The 21,254-nt window shown below is 60.6% G+C and carries 18 protein-coding genes; 17 read left to right on the top strand and 1 reads right to left on the bottom strand.

Annotation, left to right across the window (positions count from 1 at the left end; translation table 11 throughout):
- Positions 1–12: 12 nt before the first annotated feature.
- From smc to ligA, 3 genes are all read left to right on the top strand, one after another.
- Positions 13–3,516 carry a chromosome segregation protein SMC gene (gene smc / locus TMS3_RS16975; RefSeq protein WP_025166481.1) on the top strand — a complete coding sequence of 1,168 codons (3,504 nt, stop codon included), beginning with the start codon at positions 13–15 and terminating at the stop codon, positions 3,514–3,516.
- Positions 3,517–3,687: 171 nt separating this feature from the next.
- Positions 3,688–4,515, top strand: a complete 828-nt coding sequence (zipA, locus tag TMS3_RS16970; RefSeq protein WP_025166480.1) for a cell division protein ZipA — start codon at positions 3,688–3,690, stop codon at positions 4,513–4,515.
- Positions 4,516–4,578: 63 nt separating this feature from the next.
- Positions 4,579–6,969 carry an NAD-dependent DNA ligase LigA gene (gene ligA, locus TMS3_RS16965; RefSeq protein WP_025166479.1) on the top strand — a complete coding sequence of 797 codons (2,391 nt, stop codon included), beginning with the start codon at positions 4,579–4,581 and terminating at the stop codon, positions 6,967–6,969.
- A 134-nt stretch (positions 6,970–7,103) separates the two neighbouring features.
- On the opposite strand, the gene TMS3_RS16960 is transcribed toward ligA, so the two are convergent.
- The gene (locus TMS3_RS16960; RefSeq protein WP_025166478.1) at positions 7,104–7,976 is read right to left on the bottom strand and encodes an AraC family transcriptional regulator; all 873 of its coding nucleotides are present in this window, start codon (positions 7,974–7,976) and stop codon (positions 7,104–7,106) included.
- A gap of 404 nt (positions 7,977–8,380) precedes the next feature.
- Here TMS3_RS16960 and TMS3_RS16955 point away from each other — a divergent pair, with 404 nt between their 5' ends.
- The 14 genes from TMS3_RS16955 to TMS3_RS16890 all read left to right on the top strand — a co-directional run bounded on the left by TMS3_RS16955 (position 8,381) and on the right by TMS3_RS16890 (position 21,195).
- On the top strand, positions 8,381–8,584 hold the full coding sequence (locus tag TMS3_RS16955; RefSeq protein WP_025166477.1) for a Flp family type IVb pilin: 204 nt from the start codon (positions 8,381–8,383) through the stop codon (positions 8,582–8,584).
- Positions 8,585–8,614: 30 nt separating this feature from the next.
- Positions 8,615–9,133, top strand: a complete 519-nt coding sequence (locus tag TMS3_RS16950) for an A24 family peptidase (RefSeq protein WP_025166476.1) — start codon at positions 8,615–8,617, stop codon at positions 9,131–9,133.
- Between the two features lie 14 nt (positions 9,134–9,147).
- Positions 9,148–10,470, top strand: a complete 1,323-nt coding sequence (locus TMS3_RS16945) for a hypothetical protein (protein ID WP_025166475.1) — start codon at positions 9,148–9,150, stop codon at positions 10,468–10,470.
- A 12-nt stretch (positions 10,471–10,482) separates the two neighbouring features.
- Positions 10,483–11,289 carry a Flp pilus assembly protein CpaB gene (gene cpaB, locus TMS3_RS16940; RefSeq protein ID WP_025166474.1) on the top strand — a complete coding sequence of 269 codons (807 nt, stop codon included), beginning with the start codon at positions 10,483–10,485 and terminating at the stop codon, positions 11,287–11,289.
- A gap of 74 nt (positions 11,290–11,363) precedes the next feature.
- Complete coding sequence (locus TMS3_RS16935) at positions 11,364–12,830, top strand: type II and III secretion system protein family protein (protein ID WP_043301907.1); 1,467 nt, start codon at positions 11,364–11,366, stop codon at positions 12,828–12,830.
- Positions 12,831–12,855: 25 nt separating this feature from the next.
- The gene (locus tag TMS3_RS16930; RefSeq protein WP_025166472.1) at positions 12,856–13,128 is read left to right on the top strand and encodes a hypothetical protein; all 273 of its coding nucleotides are present in this window, start codon (positions 12,856–12,858) and stop codon (positions 13,126–13,128) included.
- A 7-nt stretch (positions 13,129–13,135) separates the two neighbouring features.
- On the top strand, positions 13,136–14,476 hold the full coding sequence (locus TMS3_RS16925) for a pilus assembly protein TadG-related protein (RefSeq protein WP_025166471.1): 1,341 nt from the start codon (positions 13,136–13,138) through the stop codon (positions 14,474–14,476).
- 10 nt (positions 14,477–14,486) lie between these two features.
- Positions 14,487–14,957 (top strand): TadE/TadG family type IV pilus assembly protein, encoded by a 471-nt coding sequence (locus tag TMS3_RS16920; RefSeq protein WP_025166470.1) that lies wholly within the window; start codon positions 14,487–14,489, stop codon positions 14,955–14,957.
- A complete protein-coding gene (locus TMS3_RS16915; RefSeq protein ID WP_025166469.1) occupies positions 14,957–15,445 on the top strand; it encodes a TadE/TadG family type IV pilus assembly protein in 489 nt (162 codons plus the stop codon). The genes TMS3_RS16920 and TMS3_RS16915 overlap by 1 nt, the downstream gene beginning before the upstream one ends.
- Positions 15,439–16,659, top strand: coding sequence for an AAA family ATPase (locus TMS3_RS16910; protein ID WP_025166468.1), 1,221 nt, complete (start codon positions 15,439–15,441; stop codon positions 16,657–16,659). The genes TMS3_RS16915 and TMS3_RS16910 overlap by 7 nt, the downstream gene beginning before the upstream one ends.
- 3 nt (positions 16,660–16,662) lie before the next feature.
- A complete protein-coding gene (locus TMS3_RS16905; RefSeq protein WP_025166467.1) occupies positions 16,663–18,102 on the top strand; it encodes a CpaF family protein in 1,440 nt (479 codons plus the stop codon).
- Positions 18,099–19,085, top strand: coding sequence for a type II secretion system F family protein (locus TMS3_RS16900; protein ID WP_025166466.1), 987 nt, complete (start codon positions 18,099–18,101; stop codon positions 19,083–19,085). The genes TMS3_RS16905 and TMS3_RS16900 overlap by 4 nt, the downstream gene beginning before the upstream one ends.
- Before the next feature lie 93 nt (positions 19,086–19,178).
- Complete coding sequence (locus TMS3_RS16895; RefSeq protein ID WP_025166465.1) at positions 19,179–20,147, top strand: type II secretion system F family protein; 969 nt, start codon at positions 19,179–19,181, stop codon at positions 20,145–20,147.
- A gap of 58 nt (positions 20,148–20,205) precedes the next feature.
- Complete coding sequence (locus TMS3_RS16890) at positions 20,206–21,195, top strand: tetratricopeptide repeat protein (RefSeq protein WP_235576652.1); 990 nt, start codon at positions 20,206–20,208, stop codon at positions 21,193–21,195.
- Positions 21,196–21,254: the final 59 nt, after the last annotated feature.

Here is a 21,254-nt window from a genome sequence, read left to right as displayed (position 1 = left end):
GGACTTTCATCCATGCGCCTCAAGTGCATCAAGCTGGCGGGCTTCAAATCCTTCGTCGACCCGACCACCGTGACCTTCCCCAGCAACATGGCGGCGGTGGTAGGACCTAACGGCTGCGGCAAGTCCAACATCATCGACGCCGTGCGCTGGGTGATGGGCGAGAGTTCGGCGAAGAACCTCCGTGGCGAGTCGATGACCGACGTCATCTTCAACGGCTCCAATACCCGCAAGCCGGTGACCCAGGCCAGCATCGAGCTGATTTTCGATAACTCCGACGGCACCCTGGTCGGCGAGTACGCCAGCTATAACGAGATATCCATTCGTCGCCGCGTGACGCGCGATGCGCAGAACACCTATTTCCTCAACGGTACCAAGTGCCGCCGCCGCGACATCACCGACATCTTCCTCGGTACCGGTCTGGGCCCGCGCAGCTACTCGATCATCGAGCAGGGCATGATCTCCAAGCTGATCGAGGCCAAGCCGGAGGAGTTGCGCAATTTCATCGAGGAAGCCGCCGGCATCTCCAAGTACAAGGAGCGCCGCCGCGAAACCGAGAATCGCATTCGTCGCACCCACGAGAACCTGGCGCGTCTGAGCGACCTGCGTGAAGAGTTGGAGCGTCAGCTGGAACGCCTGCACCGTCAGGCCCAGGCGGCGGAGAAGTATCAGGAATACAAGGCCGAAGAGCGGCAGCTTAAGGCTCAGCTCACCGCTCTGCGCTGGCAGGCGTTGAATGAACAGGTCGGCCAACGCGAGGCGGTGATCGGCAACCAGGAAGTTGGCTTCGAGGCACTGGTCGCCGAGCAACGCAATGCGGACGCGAGCATCGAGCGCCTGCGTGATGGTCACCACGAACTGTCCGAGCGCTTCAATCTGGTGCAGGGGCGTTTCTATTCGGTCGGCGGCGATATCGCCCGGGTCGAGCAGAGCATCCAGCATGGTCAGCAGCGTCTGCGTCAGTTGCAGGATGACTTGCAGGAAGCCGAGCGAACCCGCCTGGAGACCGAATCGCACCTGGGCCACGACAGCACCTTGCTGGCCACCCTTGGCGAAGAACTGGCCATGCTCGAGCCCGAGCAGCAACTGACCGCCGCTGCGGCGGAAGAGGCGGCGGCCGCGCTGGAAGAGTCCGAGAGCGCGATGCATGGCTGGCAGGAGCAGTGGGACGGCTTCAATCTGCGTTCGGCCGAGCCACGTCGCCAGGCCGAAGTGCAGCAGGCGCGCAGCCAGCAACTGGAACAGAGCCTGGAGCGCTTGGCCGAACGTCAGCGTCGGCTCAACGACGAATTGCAGCAACTGGCAGCCGACCCGGAAGACGCGGCGATTGTCGAGCTGAGCGAACAGATTGCCGCCAGCGAGCTGAGCCAGGAAGACCTGCAGATCGCGGAAGAGCAGCAAGCCGAACGCTTGCAGCAGTTGCGCACGGAGTTGCAGCAAGCTGGCCAGGCGCAGCAGCAGGCCCAGGGCGAGTTGCAGCGGCTGAACGGTCGACTGGCCTCGCTGGAGGCGTTGCAACAGGCGGCGCTCGATCCGGGCAAAGGTGCTGGCGAGTGGCTGCGCGAGCATCAGCTGAATCAGCGCCCGCGTCTTGCCGAGGGGCTGCGGGTCGAGTCGGGCTGGGAGCTGGCGGTGGAAACCGTACTCGGCGCCGATCTGCAAGCGGTGCTCCTGGATGACAGTGCCGGCGCGGCGCTCGACGGACTGGACTTCAGCGGCTTTGAGCAGGGCGATCTGCGCCTGGTCTGTCCGAGTAAAGGCAGCGTGCGGGTGGTTGGCAGTCTGCTGGACAAGGTTGAGGCCAGCGTCGATCTGGCACCCTGGTTGGCCGAGGTCAAGCCGGTGGAATCCCTCGATCAGGCGCTGGCGGCGCGGGCTTCGCTGGCTGAGGATGAGAGCCTGATCAGTCGTGATGGCTACTGGGTCGGTCGGCACTTCTTGCGTATTCGCCGCGCCAGCGAAGCGGAAAGTGGTGTGCTGGCGCGGGGCCAGGAGTTGGAGCGCCTGAGCCTGGAGCGCGACGAACGTGATGCCGCGCTGGCAGTATTGGACGAGCGCCTGGTGCTGCTGCGCGACACGCAACGCCAGCAGGAGGAACTGCGTGAGCAGCAACGTCGCCAGCTGCAGGACCAGGCCCGTCGTCTGGGTGAGCTGAAGGCGCAGCTGTCGGCCGGTCAGGCCAAGGCCGAACAGTTGACCTTGCGCCGTCGTCGCCTCGACAGCGAATTGAGCGAGCTGGCCGAGCAGCGCGAACTTGAAATCGAACAATTAGGTGAGGGGCGTCTGCAACTGCAGGATGCCCTGGATGCCATGGCCGAGGATAACCAGCAACGCGAAAGCCTGCTGGCCCGACGCGATGAGCTGCGTGAACGGCTCGATCGGATGCGTCAGGAGGCCCGCCAACACAAGGATCATGCGCATCAGTTGGCCGTGCGCCTGGGCTCGCTGAAAGCCCAGCATGACTCCACGCGTCAGGCTCTGGAGCGCCTGCAGCTGCAGGCCGAGCGTCTGCACGAGAAGCGTGAACAGCTCAGCCTCAACCTTGAAGAAGGTGAGGCGCCGATGGATGAGTTGCGCATGAAGCTGGAAGAGTTGCTCGACCGGCGTATGGGCGTGGAAGAGGAGCTCAAGCTGGCCCGCCTGGCCTTGGAGGACGCCGATCGCGAATTGCGCGACGCGGAAAAACGTCGCAGTCAGGCCGAGCAGCAATCGCAACTGTTGCGTGGACAGCTGGAGCAGCAACGCATGGAGTGGCAGTCGCTGAGCGTGCGACGCAAGGCGTTGCAGGACCAGTTGCTGGAAGACAACTACGACCTGCATGGCGTGCTCGCGACCTTGCCCGCCGAGGCCAGCGAGAACGACTGGGCCGAGCAGTTGGAGCGGCTCGCTGCGCGGATTCAACGGCTGGGGCCGATCAACCTGGCGGCCATCGACGAATATCAACAGCAGTCCGAGCGTAAGCGCTACCTCGATGCGCAGGATGCTGACCTGGTGGAGGCACTGGATACCCTGGAAAACGTCATCCGCAAGATCGACAAGGAAACCCGCAATCGCTTCAAAGAAACCTTCGATCAGATCAACGGCGGCCTACAGGCGTTGTTCCCCAAGGTGTTCGGTGGTGGTAATGCCTATCTGGAACTCACCGGCGAAGATCTACTCGATACCGGGGTGACTATCATGGCGCGGCCGCCGGGCAAGAAGAACAGCACCATCCACCTGCTCTCGGGCGGCGAGAAGGCGCTGACTGCTCTGGCCCTGGTGTTCGCCATCTTTCAGCTCAATCCGGCGCCGTTTTGCATGCTCGATGAGGTGGATGCGCCGCTGGATGATGCCAACGTCGGTCGCTATGCGCGCCTGGTCAAGGAAATGTCGGAAAAGGTGCAGTTCATCTATATCACCCACAACAAGATCGCCATGGAAATGGCCGATCAGTTGATGGGCGTAACCATGCACGAGCCGGGCTGCTCGCGTTTGGTGGCGGTGGATGTGGAGGAAGCACTGGCAATGGTGGATGCATGATGTGTCTGGCGGTGTAAAGTTGCCTTTCGTCGTGCTAGCTTAATGGCCACTTTTGTTGCCCGTGGAAAACGCCTGTCAGAACATGGAGTTGGCGCCACGTTTTAGAGTTACCGAGGCATGGGCTGGATGCTCTTTTTTATATCAATTTTCATTTAGGGGTCAGGGTATTTCATGGAATTCGGTCTACGCGAGTGGCTGATCGTCATCGGCATCATTGTGATTGCTGGCATCTTGTTCGATGGCTGGCGACGTATGCGTGGTGGCAAGGGTAAGTTGAAGTTCAAACTCGACCGCAGTGTGGCCGACTTACCGGATGATGACAGCGATCCCAACCTGTTGAGTCCGGCGCGCGTGGTCGGTCGGCATAAGGAACCCTCGCTGGACGATGAAAATCTGCCCTCCATGAGCGCCCGCGAGCTGAATCGTAGTCGCGTTGGTGAGCCAGAACAGGGTGATTTGAACCTGGATCTGGATGAGCCGGTACCGACCTTGCTCAACCCGGTCGATGACGAGGCGTCAGGCACGCACAGCAGCGCTGCCAAAGACGCTGGCAAAGAGTTGCCACCGGTTGAGGAAGTCCTGGTGATCAACGTGATCGCCCGCGAAGGAGACGGTTTCAAGGGGCCGGCGTTGTTGCAGAACATCCTCGAGAGCGGTCTGCGTTTCGGCGAGATGGACATCTTCCATCGCCACGAAAGCATGGCTGGCAACGGTGAAGTGCTGTTCTCCATGGCTAACGCGTTGAAGCCGGGCACCTTCGACCTGGACGACATCGATGGTTTCAGCACCCGTGCGGTGAGTTTCTTCCTTGGTTTGCCAGGGCCGCGTCATCCCAAGCAGGCGTTCGACGTGATGGTCGCCGCCGCGCGCAAGTTGGCCCATGAGCTGAATGGTGAGCTCAAGGATGATCAGCGCAGCGTGATGACCGCGCAAACCATCGAGCACTATCGCCAGCGTATTGTCGAGTTTGAGCGCCGGCAGTTGACCAACAAGCGTTAAGCGCCGCCGTTTTAATAGAAAGAGCAGCTCAGGCTGCTCTTTCTCGTTTGAGAGATAAGCAAGATGACCGACGCCGCTACAACCCCGCAGATTGCCGCCGAGCGCGTTGCACAGCTACGCGCCGAGCTGGATGAGCACAATTATCGCTATCACGTGCTGGATGAGCCGAGCATTCCGGATGCGGAATATGATCGTCTGTTCCACCAGTTGAAAGCTCTGGAGGCCGAGTATCCGCAGTTGATCACGCCAGACTCGCCGACTCAGCGGGTCGGAAGCCTGGCACTGTCGGCCTTCGGCGAGGTCAAGCACGAAGTGCCGATGCTCAGCCTCGGCAACGCCTTCGAAGAAGACGATCTGCGGGATTTCGATCGTCGGGTACGCGAAGGCCTGGATCTGCCGGTCGGCGACCTGTTCGGAGGCGGCGCCGAAGTCGAATACAGCTGTGAGCCTAAACTCGACGGCCTGGCGGTCAGCCTGCTGTACGAGAATGGTCTGCTGGTGCGCGGCGCCACCCGTGGCGATGGCAGCACAGGCGAAGACATCAGCGTCAACGTGCGCACCATCCGCAATATTCCTCTCAAACTGCACGGTAGCGGCTGGCCAAGCGTGCTGGAAGTGCGTGGCGAGGTATTTATGTCCAGGGCCGGTTTCGCCGCGTTGAACGCCCGCCAGCTGGAAAGCGGCGGCAAGACCTTCGCCAACCCGCGCAACGCCGCGGCCGGCAGCTTGCGGCAGCTGGACTCGCGGATCACCGCCAGCCGCCCGCTGGAATTGTGTGCCTATGGCATCGGCCAGGTGCAGGGTGAGCTGCCGGATAACCATATCGGCATCCTGACGGCCCTGAAAGGCTGGGGGCTACCGATCAGTCGTGAGCTGCAGCTGGCCAAGGGCGCCGAAGAATGCCTGGCCTACTACCGGGCCATCGGCGCGAAGCGCGACGCCCTGCCTTATGAAATCGACGGTGTGGTGTTCAAGGTCAATAACCTGGCCTACCAGCGCGAGCTGGGCTTTCGCGCGCGCGAGCCGCGCTGGGCGATTGCCCATAAGTTCCCGGCGATGGAGGAGCTGACCGAGCTGCTGGACGTCGAGTTCCAGGTCGGGCGTACCGGCGCAGTGACGCCGGTGGCGCGTTTGCAGCCGGTGAGAGTGGCCGGGGTCACGGTGTCCAACGCAACTCTGCACAACATGGACGAAGTCATGCGTCTGGGCGTGATGATCGGCGATACGGTGATCATCCGCCGTGCCGGCGATGTAATTCCGCAAGTGGTGCAAGTGGTGGCCGAGCGCCGTCCGGCGGATGCGCGTCCGGTGCATATCCCGGAAAGCTGCCCGGTGTGTGGCTCGCGGGTCGAGCGCACCCAGTTGATCAAGCGCAGCAAGGGCAAGGAGTCGGTCAGTGAAGGTTCGATCTACCGTTGTGTCGGCCGCCTGGCCTGCGCGGCCCAGCTCAAGCAGGCGATCATCCACTATGTGTCGCGCCGCGCCATGGACATTGAGGGCCTAGGCGAAAAGAGCGTCGAGCAACTGGTCGACGAAGGCCTGGTACGTTCACCTGCGGACCTGTACACCCTCAAGTTCGAGCAGCTTGTCGGTCTGGAAGGCTTTGCCGAGCTGTCGGCCAACAACCTGCTGGCGGCTATCGCCGATAGCCGCCAGCCGAGCCTGGCTCGCTTCATCTACGCGCTGGGTATTCCCGATGTCGGCGAGGAGACCGCCAAGCTGCTGGCCCGTGCCCTCGGTTCGTTGCAGCGCATCCAGCAGGCACTGCCCGACGTATTGACCTACCTGCCGGATGTCGGTCTTGAAGTGGCCTACGAGATCCGCAACTTCTTCGATGATGCGCATAACCAACAAGTGATTCATGACCTGCTGGCCCGTGGCCTGGAACTGCAGGAGGAGGGGGAGCTCAGCCCCGAATTCGCAGCCTGCGCCACCCTGGCGGGTTTCATCGACAAGTTGAACATCTCCGGTATCGCTGCCACCGGTGCGAAGAACCTGGCCGAGAAGGCCGCTAGCCTGGATGGGGTAATTGCTCTCAGCCAGGACTGGCTGGAGCTGAGCGTCACCAAGGGCCTGAGCGAGAAGGCCAAGCAGTCGCTGCGCGAGTTCTTTGCTGTAGAGGCGAATATCCAGCGTGCCCGGGCCATCGAAGCCCAACTGCGCGAGTTCGGTATGCATTGGCAAAGCGAGAAGAGGGTCGTTGCCGGCTTGCCGTTGGCCGGCCAGACCTGGGTGCTGACCGGCGCGCTGGAAGTGATGAGTCGCGACCTGGCCAAGGACAAGCTGGAAAGCTTGGGCGCCAAGGTGGCCGGCTCGGTATCGGCCAAGACCACCTGCGTGGTGGCGGGACCAGGCGCGGGCTCGAAACTGGCCAAGGCCAGCGAGCTGGGGCTCAAGGTGCTGGACGAGGAGGCCTTCCTGGCCGAGTTGGCTGCTTATGGCGTGGTGGCCTGATTCAGTAGGTAATCACCCTGGGTGGGAGGGATCTTAGTCGCGATGCGTTTGCACGACTCTCGGCCGCCATCGCGGCCAAGGCCCCTCCTACGGGCCGCTGATGTAGTCAAGCTCATCACTAGCGAGTCAGCCGATCAACCTGCCGCCAAGCTCTCGACGACCTCGACCAGTGCATCATCCATTGTTGGCTCGACAGTATCAGATGCCGCTGTGGGGCCAGATGTCTGGCGGTATTCACTGGGGGTGCAGCCGACGCACTGTTTGAAGGCGCGGGCGAAATAGGAGGGGTCCTTGAAGCCGACCTCGTAGCCGATGCTGGTGATGGGCATCTGACTGTTGTCGAGCATGTCCTTGGCGCATTCCATGCGTTTGCTGAGAATGTAGTCCATAAAGCCAGTACCGTTCACCTCCTTGAACAGGCGACTGAAGCGGAACGGCGTCATGCCGCAGCGCTGTGCCAGAGCCTTCTGGTCGATGCTTTCGCGAAAATGCTGGTCGATGTACAGCAGAGCCTTTTCCAGCGCCTGGTGTTTTTGATGGTCTGCAGTATGTCGAATGCTGTCCGGCAGAGCCGGGAAGTGTTCGATTAGTGGCTTCTGGCTCTGTCCGTTGGCGGTGCGGCGCAGTTGGCAGAGTTGCTCCAGAGATTTCATATAACGGCTCTGCTCGGCCCCCGAGAGAGGCAGCACCATATATTCCCAGACTCGCGAGCGCATGGCCCAGACCGCCAGCTCTTCGGAGTGTTGCACTGTGAACATGGTAAGAGGAATCGAGGGGAAGCTGCGCTTGACCTCCAGCAGCCAGTTAAGGCCCAGCAGGTCGGGCCTATCGAAGTGCATGCAGATCATGTCCGGCTGCTGGCCCCAGTCGCCGTTGGTAAGTTCCGAGTCCTGAACCAGCCGGCAGTTGCAGGATGAGCGAAACTGCGCGATCAACTCCTCGGTTGATCGGTCATGGGTCAAATCGAGCCACAACAGCAATGGCTTGCTGGCCGATATAGACGTCATCGCTGAACTTTGCGCCCCTCTGTTTTTATGCCCCGCCCCTAGCTGACAAGTAAAGTCACAATGCCACCTCTGTAAAGGTCAAATCCTGCTGAAGGTGGCCTGCTGGCCGGACGTGAATCGCTATAAGCAGCCGCAAGCCCAGCCTCGGAGGGGTTCATGTCGATTAGTAGCGACGAGCCGCTGGTCGTCTGCTGTTGGCTCGCTATTCGTACTGCTGCTCTCTGTCTCGCTTGCCACAGGCCTCACCGATGGTGCACTGGCCGCGCGGATAGAGTCCGGCAAAAAAGTCCTAACGATCCGCAAAAAACTCCTAACGCCTATTTTTATCGCTAACTAGGGTGCAAGTAGGCAGGCAACAAGCGCTGCCGGGCTCTTGGAATAATCATTCGAGTGAGGTGGGCGAAATGACTTTTGCAGATATCAAAACTTCGGTGATGAAGTTTGTCGAGGACGAGGATGGCCTGACTATCGTGGAGTATGCGGTGGCGGGTGGGCTCATCAGCCTTGCAGTTGTTGGTGCGTTCACTACGTTGGGCACTGCTGTTAAAGATGCACTCCTCAGGCTTTCTGCTTGTATTGGCGGTGGTGGTGGTGGTACCTGCACATAATTTGGTTTTTCCTTGCAGGGGGATGCAGCGATGTCCGGGGAGCAAATGTTTAACGCTGTTGTGCTGCTAGGGCTGCTGGGCATAGTGGTGGTGAGCGATCTTCGCCGCCACCGCATCCCCAACCTGCTGGTTCTGATTGGGTTAGCGTTGGGGTTGACCAGCCATATGCAAGCTACCGGTCTTCCCGGGCTAAGCGATGGCACGCTGGGGCTGTTGATCGGTTTCGGTCTATTCCTGCCGATGTATGCACTGGGCGGCATGGCGGCCGGCGATGTCAAGTTAATGGCCATGGTCGGCGCCTTTCTGACCCCACAAGGTGCGCTCTGGGCTGCTCTCTTCAGCCTGATTGCCGGTGGGCTGTGCGGTTTCCTGATCGTGCTGGTTCGCGGCCAGTTGTCGATGACCTTTTCTCGGTATTGGCTGATGTTAAGGGCACGCGCCTACTTTGCCCCAGCGACGGATGAAGTCGCGGGCAAGCCTTTCCCCTATTCGGTCGCGATTCTGCTTGGCACTCTGGCCAGTGGCTACTGGTTGCACTTCATCCAATAGCCGGGAGGTTCGTTATGTATGCAATAAGCGACAGCGATGCCTTCCCCAGCGAAAGAGAAGCGGTGCAACGCCTGGCGCCGCAGCCGCGCAGCATTCGCGATACCGGTTTGGCCGATAACTTCCTCGGCGATCTGCTATGCAAACATCTGCATGACGCCGGGGTGCTGGATTTGCCGCGGCTGGTCGAGCGCCTGGCGCTGGCCGGCACGGTGGTCGAAGAGATTCTCGTATTTCTGCGTAAGGATGGTCGCGTAGAGGTGCTTGGTCAGGGCGGTGGCCAGGCGCTGCGCTACGGCCTGACCGAACGCGGCCGCAGCGCCGCTCGCGATGCCCTGGCGCGTAGCGGCTATATCGGCGCCGCGCCCTATCCGGTGAGTGCCTACCGCTCGCTGCTCAAGGTGCAGACCATTCACCACGGGCGTATCACCGCTCGCGACATGGGGGCGGCCTTCAGTGGCGTGGTGCTGACCAAGGGCATGCTCGATCAGTTGGGCGTGGCCCTGAACTCAGGGCGCGCCATGATGATTTACGGCCCGGCGGGCACCGGCAAGACTTATATCAGCAGCCGACTGATCCGTCTGTTCGCCGAGGCCATCTGGGTGCCGCATGCCATCGCCATCAATGAGGCGGTGATCGAGATCTATGACCCGCAGACCCACCAACGCCTCGACCAGGACGGGCAGGAGAACAAGCTGCTACTCAACGAGGGTATCGATCGGCGATTACTCTGCTGTAAGCGGCCGATAGTCATCACCGGCGGTGAGTTGAGCATGGAGCAGCTGGACATCCGCTACGACCCCTTCACCCGCCTGTACCAGGCGCCGTTGCAGCTCAAGGCCAGCAATGGCCTGTTTATCATCGACGACATGGGCCGCCAGCGCATGGCGCCGGCCGAGCTGCTCAATCGCTGGATAGTGCCGATGGAGGAGAAACGTGACTTCCTCAACCTCGGCGGTGGTCGCCATTGCGAGCTGCCATTCGACCTGATCCTGGTGTTCTCCACCAACCTCAACCCGCTGGAGTTGGCCGATGAGGCCTTTCTGCGGCGCATCGGCTACAAGCTGCACTTCGATTACCTCAAGCCCGATGAGTACGGGTGCATCTGGCGCCAGGAGTGCGAGCGCTTGGGCATCGTCTATGACCCGGTGCTACTGCGCTACGTACTGCAAGGCTTGTATGAAACCGAGGGTATGCCGCTGGTGCCTTGCCATCCACGGGACTTGCTTGGCATGGCGCTTGATCGCCAGCGCTACCTGGATGGCTCCGGGCCACTGTCGCCCAGCGAGCTGGAGTGGGCCTGGCACAACTACTTCGTCCAGCTCGACTTTCTTGGCTAAGGAGATACCGACATGAGCGCTCGTACTCTTACCCTGATTGCCCTTTCCCTGACCCTGGGTCTGGGCGCCGCCTGGATGGCCAACAACTGGCTCAGCGCGCGATTGAATGCCAGCCCGGATGACAATTTGCAGAATGTGGTGGTCGCCACGCTGGAAATTCCGTTCGGGCAGATGGTCGAGGCTCAGCAGGTTACCGTGGTGCGTATGCCCAAGGACACGGTGCCGGACGACTCGTTCGAGGCTGCTGACCAGGTGGTGGGCAAGATTGCCACCTTCTCCATGCTGCGTGGCGACATCGTTCGCGGTGCACGTTTGGCCGAGCACCTTGGCGGCAGCACTCTGGCTTCACTGATCGCGGCGGACAAGCGCGCGATCACGGTACGGGTGGACGATGTGGTCGGCGTCGGTGGCTTCCTGTTGCCGGGCAACCGGGTCGATGTACTGGCCACCAAGCGGGTGGGTAATAACAACGAATCCGAGTCGAAGACCATCCTCGAAGATCTGCGGGTACTGGCCGTCGACCAGACCGCCAGCACCGACAAGACCCAGCCGGTGGTGGTGCGCGCGGTGACCCTGGAAATGACCCCCGAAGAAGCTGAAGTGCTGGTCAACGCCATGAGCGAAGGCAAGCTGCAACTGGCCCTGCGCAACCCCTTGGATAACCAGAAAAAGCCGGCCGAGCAACTGGCCGTGGTCGAGCAACCAGCACCAGTCGCTGAGCCAGTGAAGCAGGTGGTTCGCCGCCGCATCGGTAGCGGTGGCGGCGGCGTCACCATCATTAGGGGCACCGAGGTGAAGGTGGCCAAGGTACAGATCTAGGTTCGACCAGCCGTTAGCTGGATTCCCAGGTGACGGCTGGTCAGGCAAACGCCCTGTCGCACAAGGAGAAGAGTATGCAAAGCATTCGGAAAGTTGCCGCTGTGGCAGTGCTGTTGCTGGGCAGTTGGTCGATGCTGCCAGCTGTGCTGCAGGCGGCCGAAACGCAATCTGGGGTCGCTGCGATGCCGGCAGCCAATGTCAGTACTGTCCAGGTGCCAATCTACAAGTCGCGGGTGCTCAGCACCCGCGCGCCGGTGAAGAAGGTCTCCGTGGGCAACCCGGAGATCGCCGACATCCTGGTCACCAGCCCGACCCAGCTGTACCTGCTCGGCCGCTCCCTGGGCAGCACCAATGTGCTGCTCTGGGATAGCCGCAATCGCCTGATCGACAGCCTCGATCTCGAGGTGGTGCATGACCTCGGCGGGCTGAAGAGCAAGCTGCACCAACTGTTGCCCAATGAGCCGATCGAGGTGTTCAGCGCCCAAGGGGCCTTGGTGCTACGCGGCCAGGTCAGCAGCGCCGCGGCCATGGACACCGCGGTCAAGCTGGCCAAGACCTACACCGCACAGACTGCCAGCGTGGTGCAGGGTGAGGGCGAGGCGGCCGCTGCGGCGCCGACCCAGTCGCTGGAGGTGATCAACCTGCTCAGCGTCGGCGGCAGTCAGCAGGTGATGCTTGAGGTCAAAGTAGCGGAGATGCAGCGCAGCCTGGTCAAGCGCCTCGGGGTGCGTTTTCTTGCGATTGGTGATTCTGGGAACTGGAGCCTGGGCGGCTTCAATAACAGCGCCTCACTGGTTGATGGCTTGCTGAGTGCGGACAAGGGCTTTCTGGCTCAGTTCACCTCTGCGAGCTTCCTCTTGGATGCGGTGCTGGAGGCAGCCAAGGAGAACGGCTCGGCCAAGGTGCTGGCCGAGCCGACTCTGACCACCCTGACCGGGCAGCAGGCCGAGTTCATTTCCGGTGGTGAGTTCCCTATTCCGGTATCTGACGACGATGGCATCACCATCGAGTTCAAGGAATTTGGTGTGGGCGTGAAGTTTCTCCCGGTGGTACTCGACTCCGGGCGCATCAACCTTAACTTGAATGTATCGGTCAGCGAGTTGGTGGCAGCCAATAGCTTGGTGGTGGATACGCAGGCCGCCGCAGGAGCTTCTTTACTGGTGCCCGCGCTGACCAAGCGCAGCGCTCAGTCCACGGTCGAGTTGGGTAACGGCCAGACCATCGCCATTGCCGGTTTGATCAGTGAAAACACTCGTGATTTCGTCAGCCGCTTCCCAGGTTTGGGCGACGTACCGGTGATCGGTCATCTGTTTCGCAGTCAGGAGTTCATTAACGGTGAAACAGAACTGGTGATTCTGGTCACTCCGCACCTGGCCAAGCCAGTGGACGCCAGGAGCGTACGCCTGCCCACCGATAACTTTGTCGAACCCAGTGACATGGACTTCTACCTGCTCGGTAAGACCAAAGGTCGTCAACTTGGCCGGCAGGTTCCCGTCAGCCTCGGCGTGAGTGAAGGTAGTTTTGGCCATGATCTCAACTAGTCGCAACAAGGTGGAGGCAACGACCATGAAAACCATGATTTCCCTTTGTCTGCTGGTGTCCGCATTGCCCGGCTGCATGACCTATGAGGAAGGTCGGGTCGGCAGCCTGGGTTATAGCGTTTATGACACCCACTACCAGCAAATAGCCGACAAGTCGCTGGCGGCCAATCCTGGCACTGAGCTTTCTCCCGCCGGCACAGATGGCCCTTTGACCGAGAAGGTCATGGATGGTTACCGCGGTGTGACCGGCGATGCACGGCAGGTGGGGCAACCGATCCAGATCAATATCAACAACTGAGGACTCGATGATGAAGCCCCGTATGCAGAGGCCGTTCACCGCACAGCCGAAACGCCAGCGGGGGGCGGTGATCGTGCTGGTAGTGGTGGCCTTGCTGGCTATTCTGGCCATGGCTGCCCTGGCCCTGGATGGTGGGCATATGCTGGTGAACAAGACGCGGTTGCAGAATGCGGTGGATGCGGCGGCGTTGAGTGGCGCCAAGACCCTCAACCAGGTGCAGGGCACCGGCAATGCCTCAAGCCTGGCGCGAGATGCCGCATTGAATACGCTGACGCAAAATGCCAACGCCAATGGCAACAGTGAGCTGGCGGTGGCTATCGGAGGTAATGCTGGCGGCTTCGCGGTGGTGGAATTGGCCAATAGCGTCTATGGACCTTTTTCCTTTCCCGGGCCGGCCGATGCCAGCTATGTACGCGTATCTGTGCCCGATTACCCCTTGGCCGGTTTTTTCTGGGGAATCTTGCAGGCAATAGGCGGCGGCAACCCCGCCAAGGCCGTAGCCGCCATAGCCACAGCGGGGCCCAGCCCGACAGCTCCCTGTAATGTCGCGCCCTTGCTGGTCTGTGGCAATTCCACCCAGTACGACCCGGCGAACGGCATGTTCTGGGGTTACCAATTCGGCGATTTGGAGGTGCTGAAAATCGCCGCCGGCAATACCTCGGCCATAGGTCCCGGCAACTTCCAGTTGATCCGCCTGCCGGGCAACAACGGGGCTGCGGATATTCGCAACGCCCTGGCCGGTGGTATCGAACAATGCAATAGCCCGGGTAGCACCGTGGAGACCGAGCCGGGTAATACAGTGGGGCCGGTGGTCCAGGGGCTCAATACGCGCTTCGGTCAGTACTCCGGGCCGGTCAACTCCGGGGACTATCCGCCGGATCTGGTGATCAGTTTCAGCACACCGAAAATGACCTATAACGCCAACACCTCGCCGCCGCGGGTTGAATACCAGGGCCAGCCGGTGACTTCCAATATGGGCAATCTTTCCACTGCCACCGCGGCGCTGCTCGACTACAACGACTGGAAGCAGAGCGTCGCCAATTGCCCAGGTGGTTGTGAGCCCAATGGGGTCTTCGAGCGGCGCATGCTGAAGATTGTAGTGGGCCAGTGTGATGGCCATACCAATGGCAATAACACTTTACCGGTGCTGGGCTTCGGTTGTTTCTTCATCCTGCAGACGGCTGCGCAGCAGGGTCAGCAAGCGCAGATCTTCGGTCAGTTCGTCAAAGAGTGTGAAGGGGACAATGTGCCCGGCCCCAACCCTGCGGCGGATGCGGGGCCGCAGATCATCCAACTGTACAAGACCTATATCGGCAGCGGTGTCGGAGTACCGAGCAGCGACTCGTAGGAGGGTTGTCATGCAGCGTCGCGCATTAAAACAGCCCAGGTTCGAGCGGGGCGTGGCCATGGTGGAGTTCGCTATCGCCTTGCCGTTGTTGCTCCTGCTGCTGTTCGCCATCGGCGAGTTCGGCCGCATGCTGTTCCAGTACAACAGCCTGCTGCAGGCCAATCGTGACGCAGTTCGCTATGTGGCTGGCAAGGCCTGGAATCGTACCCTTGGCCGAGTCGAGCTGAGCGCCGCTTTGCAGACGGAAACCAAGAACCTGGCCGTGTACGGCGTGCCAACTGCGCAGCCGGGTAGCCAGCCGCTGGTATCGGGCCTGACGACTGCAGATGTACAGGTCTCCGCAGTCGGCGTGGATCATGTTCAGGTCAACATCAGTTACAGGTTCAGGCCATTGTTTGGCAGCGGCATTCCAGCCTTTATCGGTGGTCAGACCGCGCTGGACTTCCCGCTGGTCGCCACCACTGTCATGAGGGCGCTGTAATGAACCGCAAGCGCATGCAGGGAGTGTATGTCGTGGAGTTCGCCGTCATCGGCCTGTTGCTGTTCACCCTGCTGTTCGGCGTGCTGGAGATGGGGCGTCTGTACTTCACGGCCAACGCACTGAATGAAGTCGTGCGTCGTGGCGCACGACTGGCGGCGGTGTGTGACATAAACCAGCCACGAATATTGCAGCGGGCAATCTTCAATGCGGCCGATAACAGTGGCGCGAGCAGCTTGATCGCGAATTTGGATCCTGCTGACCTGAGCCTGACTTATCTGGACCAGAACGGTGCAGTGGTGAGCAACCCTGGAGACCTGACCGGCGCCAATGGTTTCCGCGCCATACGCTACGTTCAACTGCAGGTGCGCAACTTTGCCTTTGATCTACTTATCCCAGGGCTCGGCCAAGCAATCACCTTACCGGTATTTACATCGATCATGCCCCGCGAAAGCCTGGGGCGGAGTGTCGAAGGAGATACGGAATGTTAAATCTCAGGGAAACTCCCACAGTATCCAGGACACCTGGGATGCAGGCTTTTCGCTTGTTGATCAGCAGTCGCGACCCAGAGGCACTGCACCGTCTGCAAGCCAGCAGTCAGCGCCTGCCCGGACTGCAGGTGACTACCCGTCTGGTGAGCAATGGGCACACCGATCCGTTGTACGGGCTGGAGCAGATGCCCGACTTTTTGTTGCTGCGCGTCAGCCACCTGTGGCGCGAGGAACTGGCGGCCCTGTTACTGCGTCCAGCGCATGAGCGCCCGCCACTGTTGGTGTGTGGCCCGCTGGATGAGCGCGAAGGCATGCGCTTGGCGATGCAGGCTGGAGCCCGTGATTTTCTGCCCGAGCCGGTGGTGGCGGAGGAGCTGCTGGCGGCGCTGGGACGAATGCTGATGGACGTCCGTGGCAGTAGCGGTAGTAGTGGCAAACTGATCGCCGTGATGAACGCCAAGGGCGGCTCCGGTGCTACCTTGCTGGCCTGTAATCTGGCTCAGCAACTCAGTAGCCAGGGCGGCAGTACCCTGTTGCTCGACCTGGATCTGCAGTTCGGCAGTGTGGCTCACTACCTCGATGTGCATCCGTCGCACAGTCATCTGGACGTGCTGCAGCAAATCGACGAGTTGGACAGTGTGGCATTGCGAGGTTTTTGCAGCCACTTCAGTCCGACCCTGCATGTGCTGGGTGGACGCTCCAATGAGCTGTGCCTGTCGCAGGACGTGCGCCTGGAGCAGTTAGAGGCTCTGTTGCGCTTGGCGCGCAGTACCTATGACTTTGTGGTGGTGGATTTGCCGCGGCAGATCGACCATCTCACCGGTACTACCTTGGAGCAGGCCGACCGGGTTTACATTCTGTTGCAGCAGAGCCTCAGCCATCTGAAAGACGCCACCCGTCTGGTGCGCATCCTGCGCGATGACCTGGGGGTGCAGGGCAACCGCCTGCAAGTGGTGGTCAATCGTTACAACAAGTCCGCACCGGTCAGCCTCCGGGATATTACCGAGGCGTTGCGCGGTGCGGGATTGCAGAAACTGCCCAACGACTATGCGGTGGTCAGTGAAAGCCAGAACACCGGGGTGCCGCTGGAATTACATGCGCCACGGGCCCCGGTAACCCTTGCCATGCGTGAGCTGTGTCAGGAGTTGCTCGGCACCGAGGCTGCCACGAAGGGTTTGTTGAAACGTACCTTTGGCCGATTGTTCGGGGGATAGATCATGCTCAGCGAATTTCGTAATCGTCTGCGTCAGCAACCCGTTAAGACTAAGCCTGCAGACCTGCTGGACGCTCAAGCCAAGGGCGAGGATTCTGCCAGTGTGCCCATGGCCTGGGAGGCCAGTGCGGCGGACATACTCTACGAGACCCGAACCCATCTCAATCCGGTGGAGACCGAGTGGCGGGAGAAGATCTACCAGCAACTGCTCAAGGTCATGGATCTGTCGCTACTGGACTCTCTGGAGCCTGCCGAGGCGGGGCGGCAGATCCGCGAGATCTGCCAGCGCCTGCTGGACGAACATTCGGCACCGGTGAGTGCCAGCAGCCGGCAACTGATCATCAAGCAGATCACCGACGAAGTGCTCGGCCTCGGGCCGCTGGAGCCGCTGCTGGCCGATCACAGCGTATCGGACATCCTGGTCAATGGGCACGCCTCGGTGTATGTCGAGCGGCACGGCAAATTACAGCGAACCGATGTGCGTTTTCGCGACGATCAGCATCTGCTGAACATCATCGATCGCATCGTCTCCAGCCTGGGGCGGCGTATCGATGAGTCCTCGCCTCTGGTGGATGCGCGATTGAAGGACGGTTCGCGGGTCAATGCGATCATTCCGCCCCTGGCCATCGATGGGCCCAGCATGTCGATCCGGCGATTCGCGGTGGATCTGTTGAATACCGAAAGCCTGGTGCAGATGGGCACCCTGACGCCAGCCATCGCCCTGGTGCTCAAGGCTATCGTCCGTGGGCGTTTGAATGTGTTGATCTCCGGTGGTACCGGCAGCGGCAAGACCACCATGCTCAACGTGCTGTCCAGTTTCATTCCGCATAACGAACGCATCGTCACCATCGAGGACTCGGCCGAGCTGCAGCTGCAGCAACCGCATGTGGTACGCCTGGAAACCCGACCGCCAAACATTGAGGGTCGCGGCGAGGTGAGCCAGCGCGAGCTGGTGCGCAACAGCCTGCGCATGCGCCCGGACCGTATCGTCATCGGCGAGGTGCGTGGCGCCGAGGCGCTGGACATGCTGACAGCGATGAATACCGGCCACGACGGTTCGCTGACCACCATTCATGCCAATACGGCGCGCGATGCCCTGGGGCGAATCGAGAACATGGTGTCGATGACCGGGGCGACCTTCCCGATCAAAGCCATGCGTCAGCAGATCGCATCGGCTATCGATGTGGTGATCCAGCTGGAGCGGCAGGAGGATGGCAAGCGGCGCCTGATCAGCGTGCAGGAAATCAACGGCATGGAGGGTGAGATCATCACCATGACCGAGATCTTCTCTTTCGTCCGTCAGGGCATGGGCGAGCATGGCGAGGTGCTCGGCGAGTTCCGTCCGACGGGTATGGTGCCGGCCTTCCGCGACGTGATAGCCAAGCGCGGCATCGAGTTGCCACTCAACCTGTTCCGCCCGGAATGGATGGAGGGCCAGTCATGAATCAGATTCCCTCAGAGTTCATCCTGGCCTTTCTTGGCATGGTCTTCGTTGCGGTGTTTCTTCTCAGCCAGGGACTGGTAGTGCCGGTATTCGGCGAGGCAGGCAAGGTGCGCAAGCGCATCCGCAGCCGCCTGCATGTGCTGGAGCGGGCCAGTAATCTGCCGAATATGCAGACCGTGTTGCGCCAGAAGTACCTCAGGCGCTTGTCGCCGCTGGAGGCGAGGTTGGAGCAGTTACCGGCCATGGAGACTATGGCGCAGATGATCGAGCAGGCGGGGCATGACTACCGCGCCTACCGGGTGCTGCTGCTGGGGCTGATTTTGGCGGTAGCTGCCGGTATTGCGCTTTGGCTGTTCACGCAACTCTGGTGGCTGGCGCTGCCTGTGGCCTTAGCCGTGTTCTGGTTGCCACTGTTGAAGATTGCCAGCGACCGCGGCAAGCGCTTCGCTCAGTTCGAGGAGGGACTGCCGGATGCCCTGGATGCCATGTGCCGCGCGCTACGTGCCGGACACCCGTTCAACGAGACCTTGCAGCTGGTGGCAGAGGAGCATAAGGGCCCGGTGGCCCATGAGTTCGGCCTGACCTTCGCCGATATCAACTACGGCAACGATGTGCGCCGGGCCATGCTCGGCCTCCTGGAGCGCATGCCGAGCATGACCGTGATGATGCTGGTTACCTCGGTGCTGATTCACCGCGAGTCTGGTGGCAATCTGACCGAAGTGTTGGAGCGCTTGAGCAGCCTGATTCGTGGGCGTTTCCGCTTTCAGCGCAAGGTCAAGACGCTCTCGGCCGAAGGACGCATGTCGGGCTGGATACTGGTGTCGGTGCCTTTTGTGTTGGCGGCGGCGATCGTGCTCTCTACTCCAGCCTATTTGCCCATGCTGATCAATGAGCCCTTGGGGCAAAAACTGGTTATGGGGGCTTTTGTGGCCATGCTGATCGGCATTCTCTGGATACGTAAAATCATCCGGATTCAGGTGTGACAAGCTGCTGAGAAAGGTAGCGAGCGTCGGCCAGCCTGGTGAGTGCATTTCACCGGTTGTTAAGCGCCGGCAGTCCTAGAGGAGGTACTAGTCATGGACTATCTGCTAAGTCTGCTCAATCGTGCAGTAGGCAACGAAGAATTGGCCCGCCTGTTGTTCGTTGGGGCAATCGGTCTGAGTGTGGTGCTGGCCGTGGTGACCCTGGCATTGCTGGTGTTGGGAGTACGAGACCCGGTGCAGCGCAGGCTTAGTCTGATCAAGCGTGGCCATGCTGGCGGCAACTATGGGCAGGATGCGCCAAGCAACCTGCAACTGATGTTGGAGCAGGTGGGCCAGCGCTTTACCTCCGCTGAGCAGGAGAAGGCTTCGACCACTCGTATCCTGCTGACGCACGCCGGTTATCGTTCGTCCGGGGCGGTGCAGACTTACTGGGCGGTACGCTTGCTGGCGCCGCTGATACTGCTGGGTCTCACTCTGCTGGCACTGCCGTTTATCCCGAAGTTGTCCCTGAGCATGGGTATCGCGCTGGTGGCTGCGGCAGTTGGCGTGGGTTGGCTGGCGCCGGCAATCTATGTCGACAAGCGTAAGCAGGCCCGGATGACGCGGTTGCTGGTTGCCTTTCCCGATGCCCTGGACCTGATGGTGGTTTGCGTAGAGTCGGGCCTGGCTTTGCCCCAGGCTATCGAGCGGGTGGCCGATGAGATGGCGGTCAGCCAGCCGGAATTGGCCCTGGAGCTGGCTCTGGTCAATGCGGAAGTCCGCGCAGGCATTCCCAGTACCGAGGCCCTCAAACATTTGGCTGAGCGTACTGGGTTGGAGGATATACGCGGCTTGGTCAGCCTGCTGGCGCAGAGTATCCGCTTCGGTACCAGCGTTGCCGATACCCTGCGTATCTATGCCGAGGAGTTTCGTGATCGGCGTACCCAGCTTGCCGAGGAGACAGCGGCGAAAATCGGCACCAAGCTGATATTCCCACTAGTCTTGTGCCTGTGGCCGAGCTTTTTCCTGGTGGCCATCGGTCCCGCAATTATTGGGGTACTCAAAGCGTTCGGGAAGCTATGACATGAACAGGATCAGTCTGCTGTTGGCCATGATGGCCGTGTTGTCAGGATGTCAGACCATGGGGCCGGAGCAGGCGAGTACGGGGCGCTCGATTTACTCTGGCAATAACTCGTTGCTCTACCAGGTGCAAAAGCAGGCCAGCTCTCCTGATCAAGCTATGCAAATAGCCGCGATGGCTTACCAGGCTGGCGATCTGGATCAGTCTTTGTTCCAGTACCTGCGTGCCATCGAGTTGGATCCGAAACGCTATGCCGCACTGGTTTGGGTGGGTCGCATCCATCGCGAGAGGGGTAATATCCCGCTGGCCGAGATGGCCTTTAGCGATGTACTGAAGAATGAACCGGAAAATATTGAGGCCTTGGCAGAGATGGGGCTGTTGCACTTGGCCAAGCGCAACCATGAGGGCGCGCAGGAGCTGCTGGTCAAAGCACTATCACTGGATCAGCGGCGTCTTGGTAATGGCAAATCTGAGAGCTTGCCTGGGGTTTCTGAACTCAAAGTAGACAGCCAGTCACCATTGAAGGTTTATAACGGACTCGGCGTGCTTGCGGATTTACGCAATGACTTTCCTCTGTCCGAGGCCTATTACCGTTTGGCCATGCTGATTGAGCCACGCTCGGGCCTGGTGCAGAACAGCTTGGGTTATTCCTACTACCTGGCAGGGCAATGGTCTGAAGCCGAGCGCACCTACCAGCGCGGTATAGGCTATGACGCTTCCTATCAGCCGTTGTGGCGCAACTATGGGTTGCTGCTAACGCGGATGGAGCGCTACGAAGAGGCGCTTTCCGCCTTCGAACAGATCGAGAATCGCGCGCATGCCAGCAACGATGTTGGCTACATATGCCTGGTAGAGGGCAAGCTGGATGTGGCAGAGCAGTTCTTTCGCAGCGCGATTGAACAGTCGCCAGCACACTACGCCGTGGCCTGGGAGAACTTGAATCGTATTCAGCAAATCAGGCGGATTCGTCAGCTAGGCGCCAGCCAGGCTGCTGTTGATGCCGTTGCCTCAGTCCCAGAAGTAGAAGTGACTGCGGTCGCTGCTCCCTGACGGCTGCGAGTATCCAGACGATAAGCAACAGCGCAGGCTGAGGGGGCCTGCGCGAAATC

Source organism: Pseudomonas taeanensis MS-3 (genome assembly GCF_000498575.2).
GTDB classification, from domain to species: domain Bacteria; phylum Pseudomonadota; class Gammaproteobacteria; order Pseudomonadales; family Pseudomonadaceae; genus Aquipseudomonas; species Aquipseudomonas taeanensis.
The sequence above is the reverse complement of the archived record's forward strand: the minus strand, read 5'-3'. Positions and strand labels throughout refer to the sequence as shown.

Bases quoted from the DNA above. Each gene is read 5' to 3' on its own strand.
- smc (WP_025166481.1), top strand. From the start codon at position 13: ATGCGCCTCAAGTGCATCAAGCTGGCGGGCTTCAAATCCTTCGTCGAC.
- zipA (WP_025166480.1), top strand. From the start codon at position 3,688: ATGGAATTCGGTCTACGCGAGTGGCTGATCGTCATCGGCATCATTGTG.
- ligA (WP_025166479.1), top strand. From the start codon at position 4,579: ATGACCGACGCCGCTACAACCCCGCAGATTGCCGCCGAGCGCGTTGCA.
- TMS3_RS16960 (WP_025166478.1), bottom strand. From the start codon at position 7,976: ATGACGTCTATATCGGCCAGCAAGCCATTGCTGTTGTGGCTCGATTTG.
- TMS3_RS16955 (WP_025166477.1), top strand. From the start codon at position 8,381: ATGACTTTTGCAGATATCAAAACTTCGGTGATGAAGTTTGTCGAGGAC.
- TMS3_RS16950 (WP_025166476.1), top strand. From the start codon at position 8,615: ATGTCCGGGGAGCAAATGTTTAACGCTGTTGTGCTGCTAGGGCTGCTG.
- TMS3_RS16945 (WP_025166475.1), top strand. From the start codon at position 9,148: ATGTATGCAATAAGCGACAGCGATGCCTTCCCCAGCGAAAGAGAAGCG.
- cpaB (WP_025166474.1), top strand. From the start codon at position 10,483: ATGAGCGCTCGTACTCTTACCCTGATTGCCCTTTCCCTGACCCTGGGT.
- TMS3_RS16935 (WP_043301907.1), top strand. From the start codon at position 11,364: ATGCAAAGCATTCGGAAAGTTGCCGCTGTGGCAGTGCTGTTGCTGGGC.
- TMS3_RS16930 (WP_025166472.1), top strand. From the start codon at position 12,856: ATGAAAACCATGATTTCCCTTTGTCTGCTGGTGTCCGCATTGCCCGGC.
- TMS3_RS16925 (WP_025166471.1), top strand. From the start codon at position 13,136: ATGATGAAGCCCCGTATGCAGAGGCCGTTCACCGCACAGCCGAAACGC.
- TMS3_RS16920 (WP_025166470.1), top strand. From the start codon at position 14,487: ATGCAGCGTCGCGCATTAAAACAGCCCAGGTTCGAGCGGGGCGTGGCC.
- TMS3_RS16915 (WP_025166469.1), top strand. From the start codon at position 14,957: ATGAACCGCAAGCGCATGCAGGGAGTGTATGTCGTGGAGTTCGCCGTC.
- TMS3_RS16910 (WP_025166468.1), top strand. From the start codon at position 15,439: ATGTTAAATCTCAGGGAAACTCCCACAGTATCCAGGACACCTGGGATG.
- TMS3_RS16905 (WP_025166467.1), top strand. From the start codon at position 16,663: ATGCTCAGCGAATTTCGTAATCGTCTGCGTCAGCAACCCGTTAAGACT.
- TMS3_RS16900 (WP_025166466.1), top strand. From the start codon at position 18,099: ATGAATCAGATTCCCTCAGAGTTCATCCTGGCCTTTCTTGGCATGGTC.
- TMS3_RS16895 (WP_025166465.1), top strand. From the start codon at position 19,179: ATGGACTATCTGCTAAGTCTGCTCAATCGTGCAGTAGGCAACGAAGAA.
- TMS3_RS16890 (WP_235576652.1), top strand. From the start codon at position 20,206: ATGGGGCCGGAGCAGGCGAGTACGGGGCGCTCGATTTACTCTGGCAAT.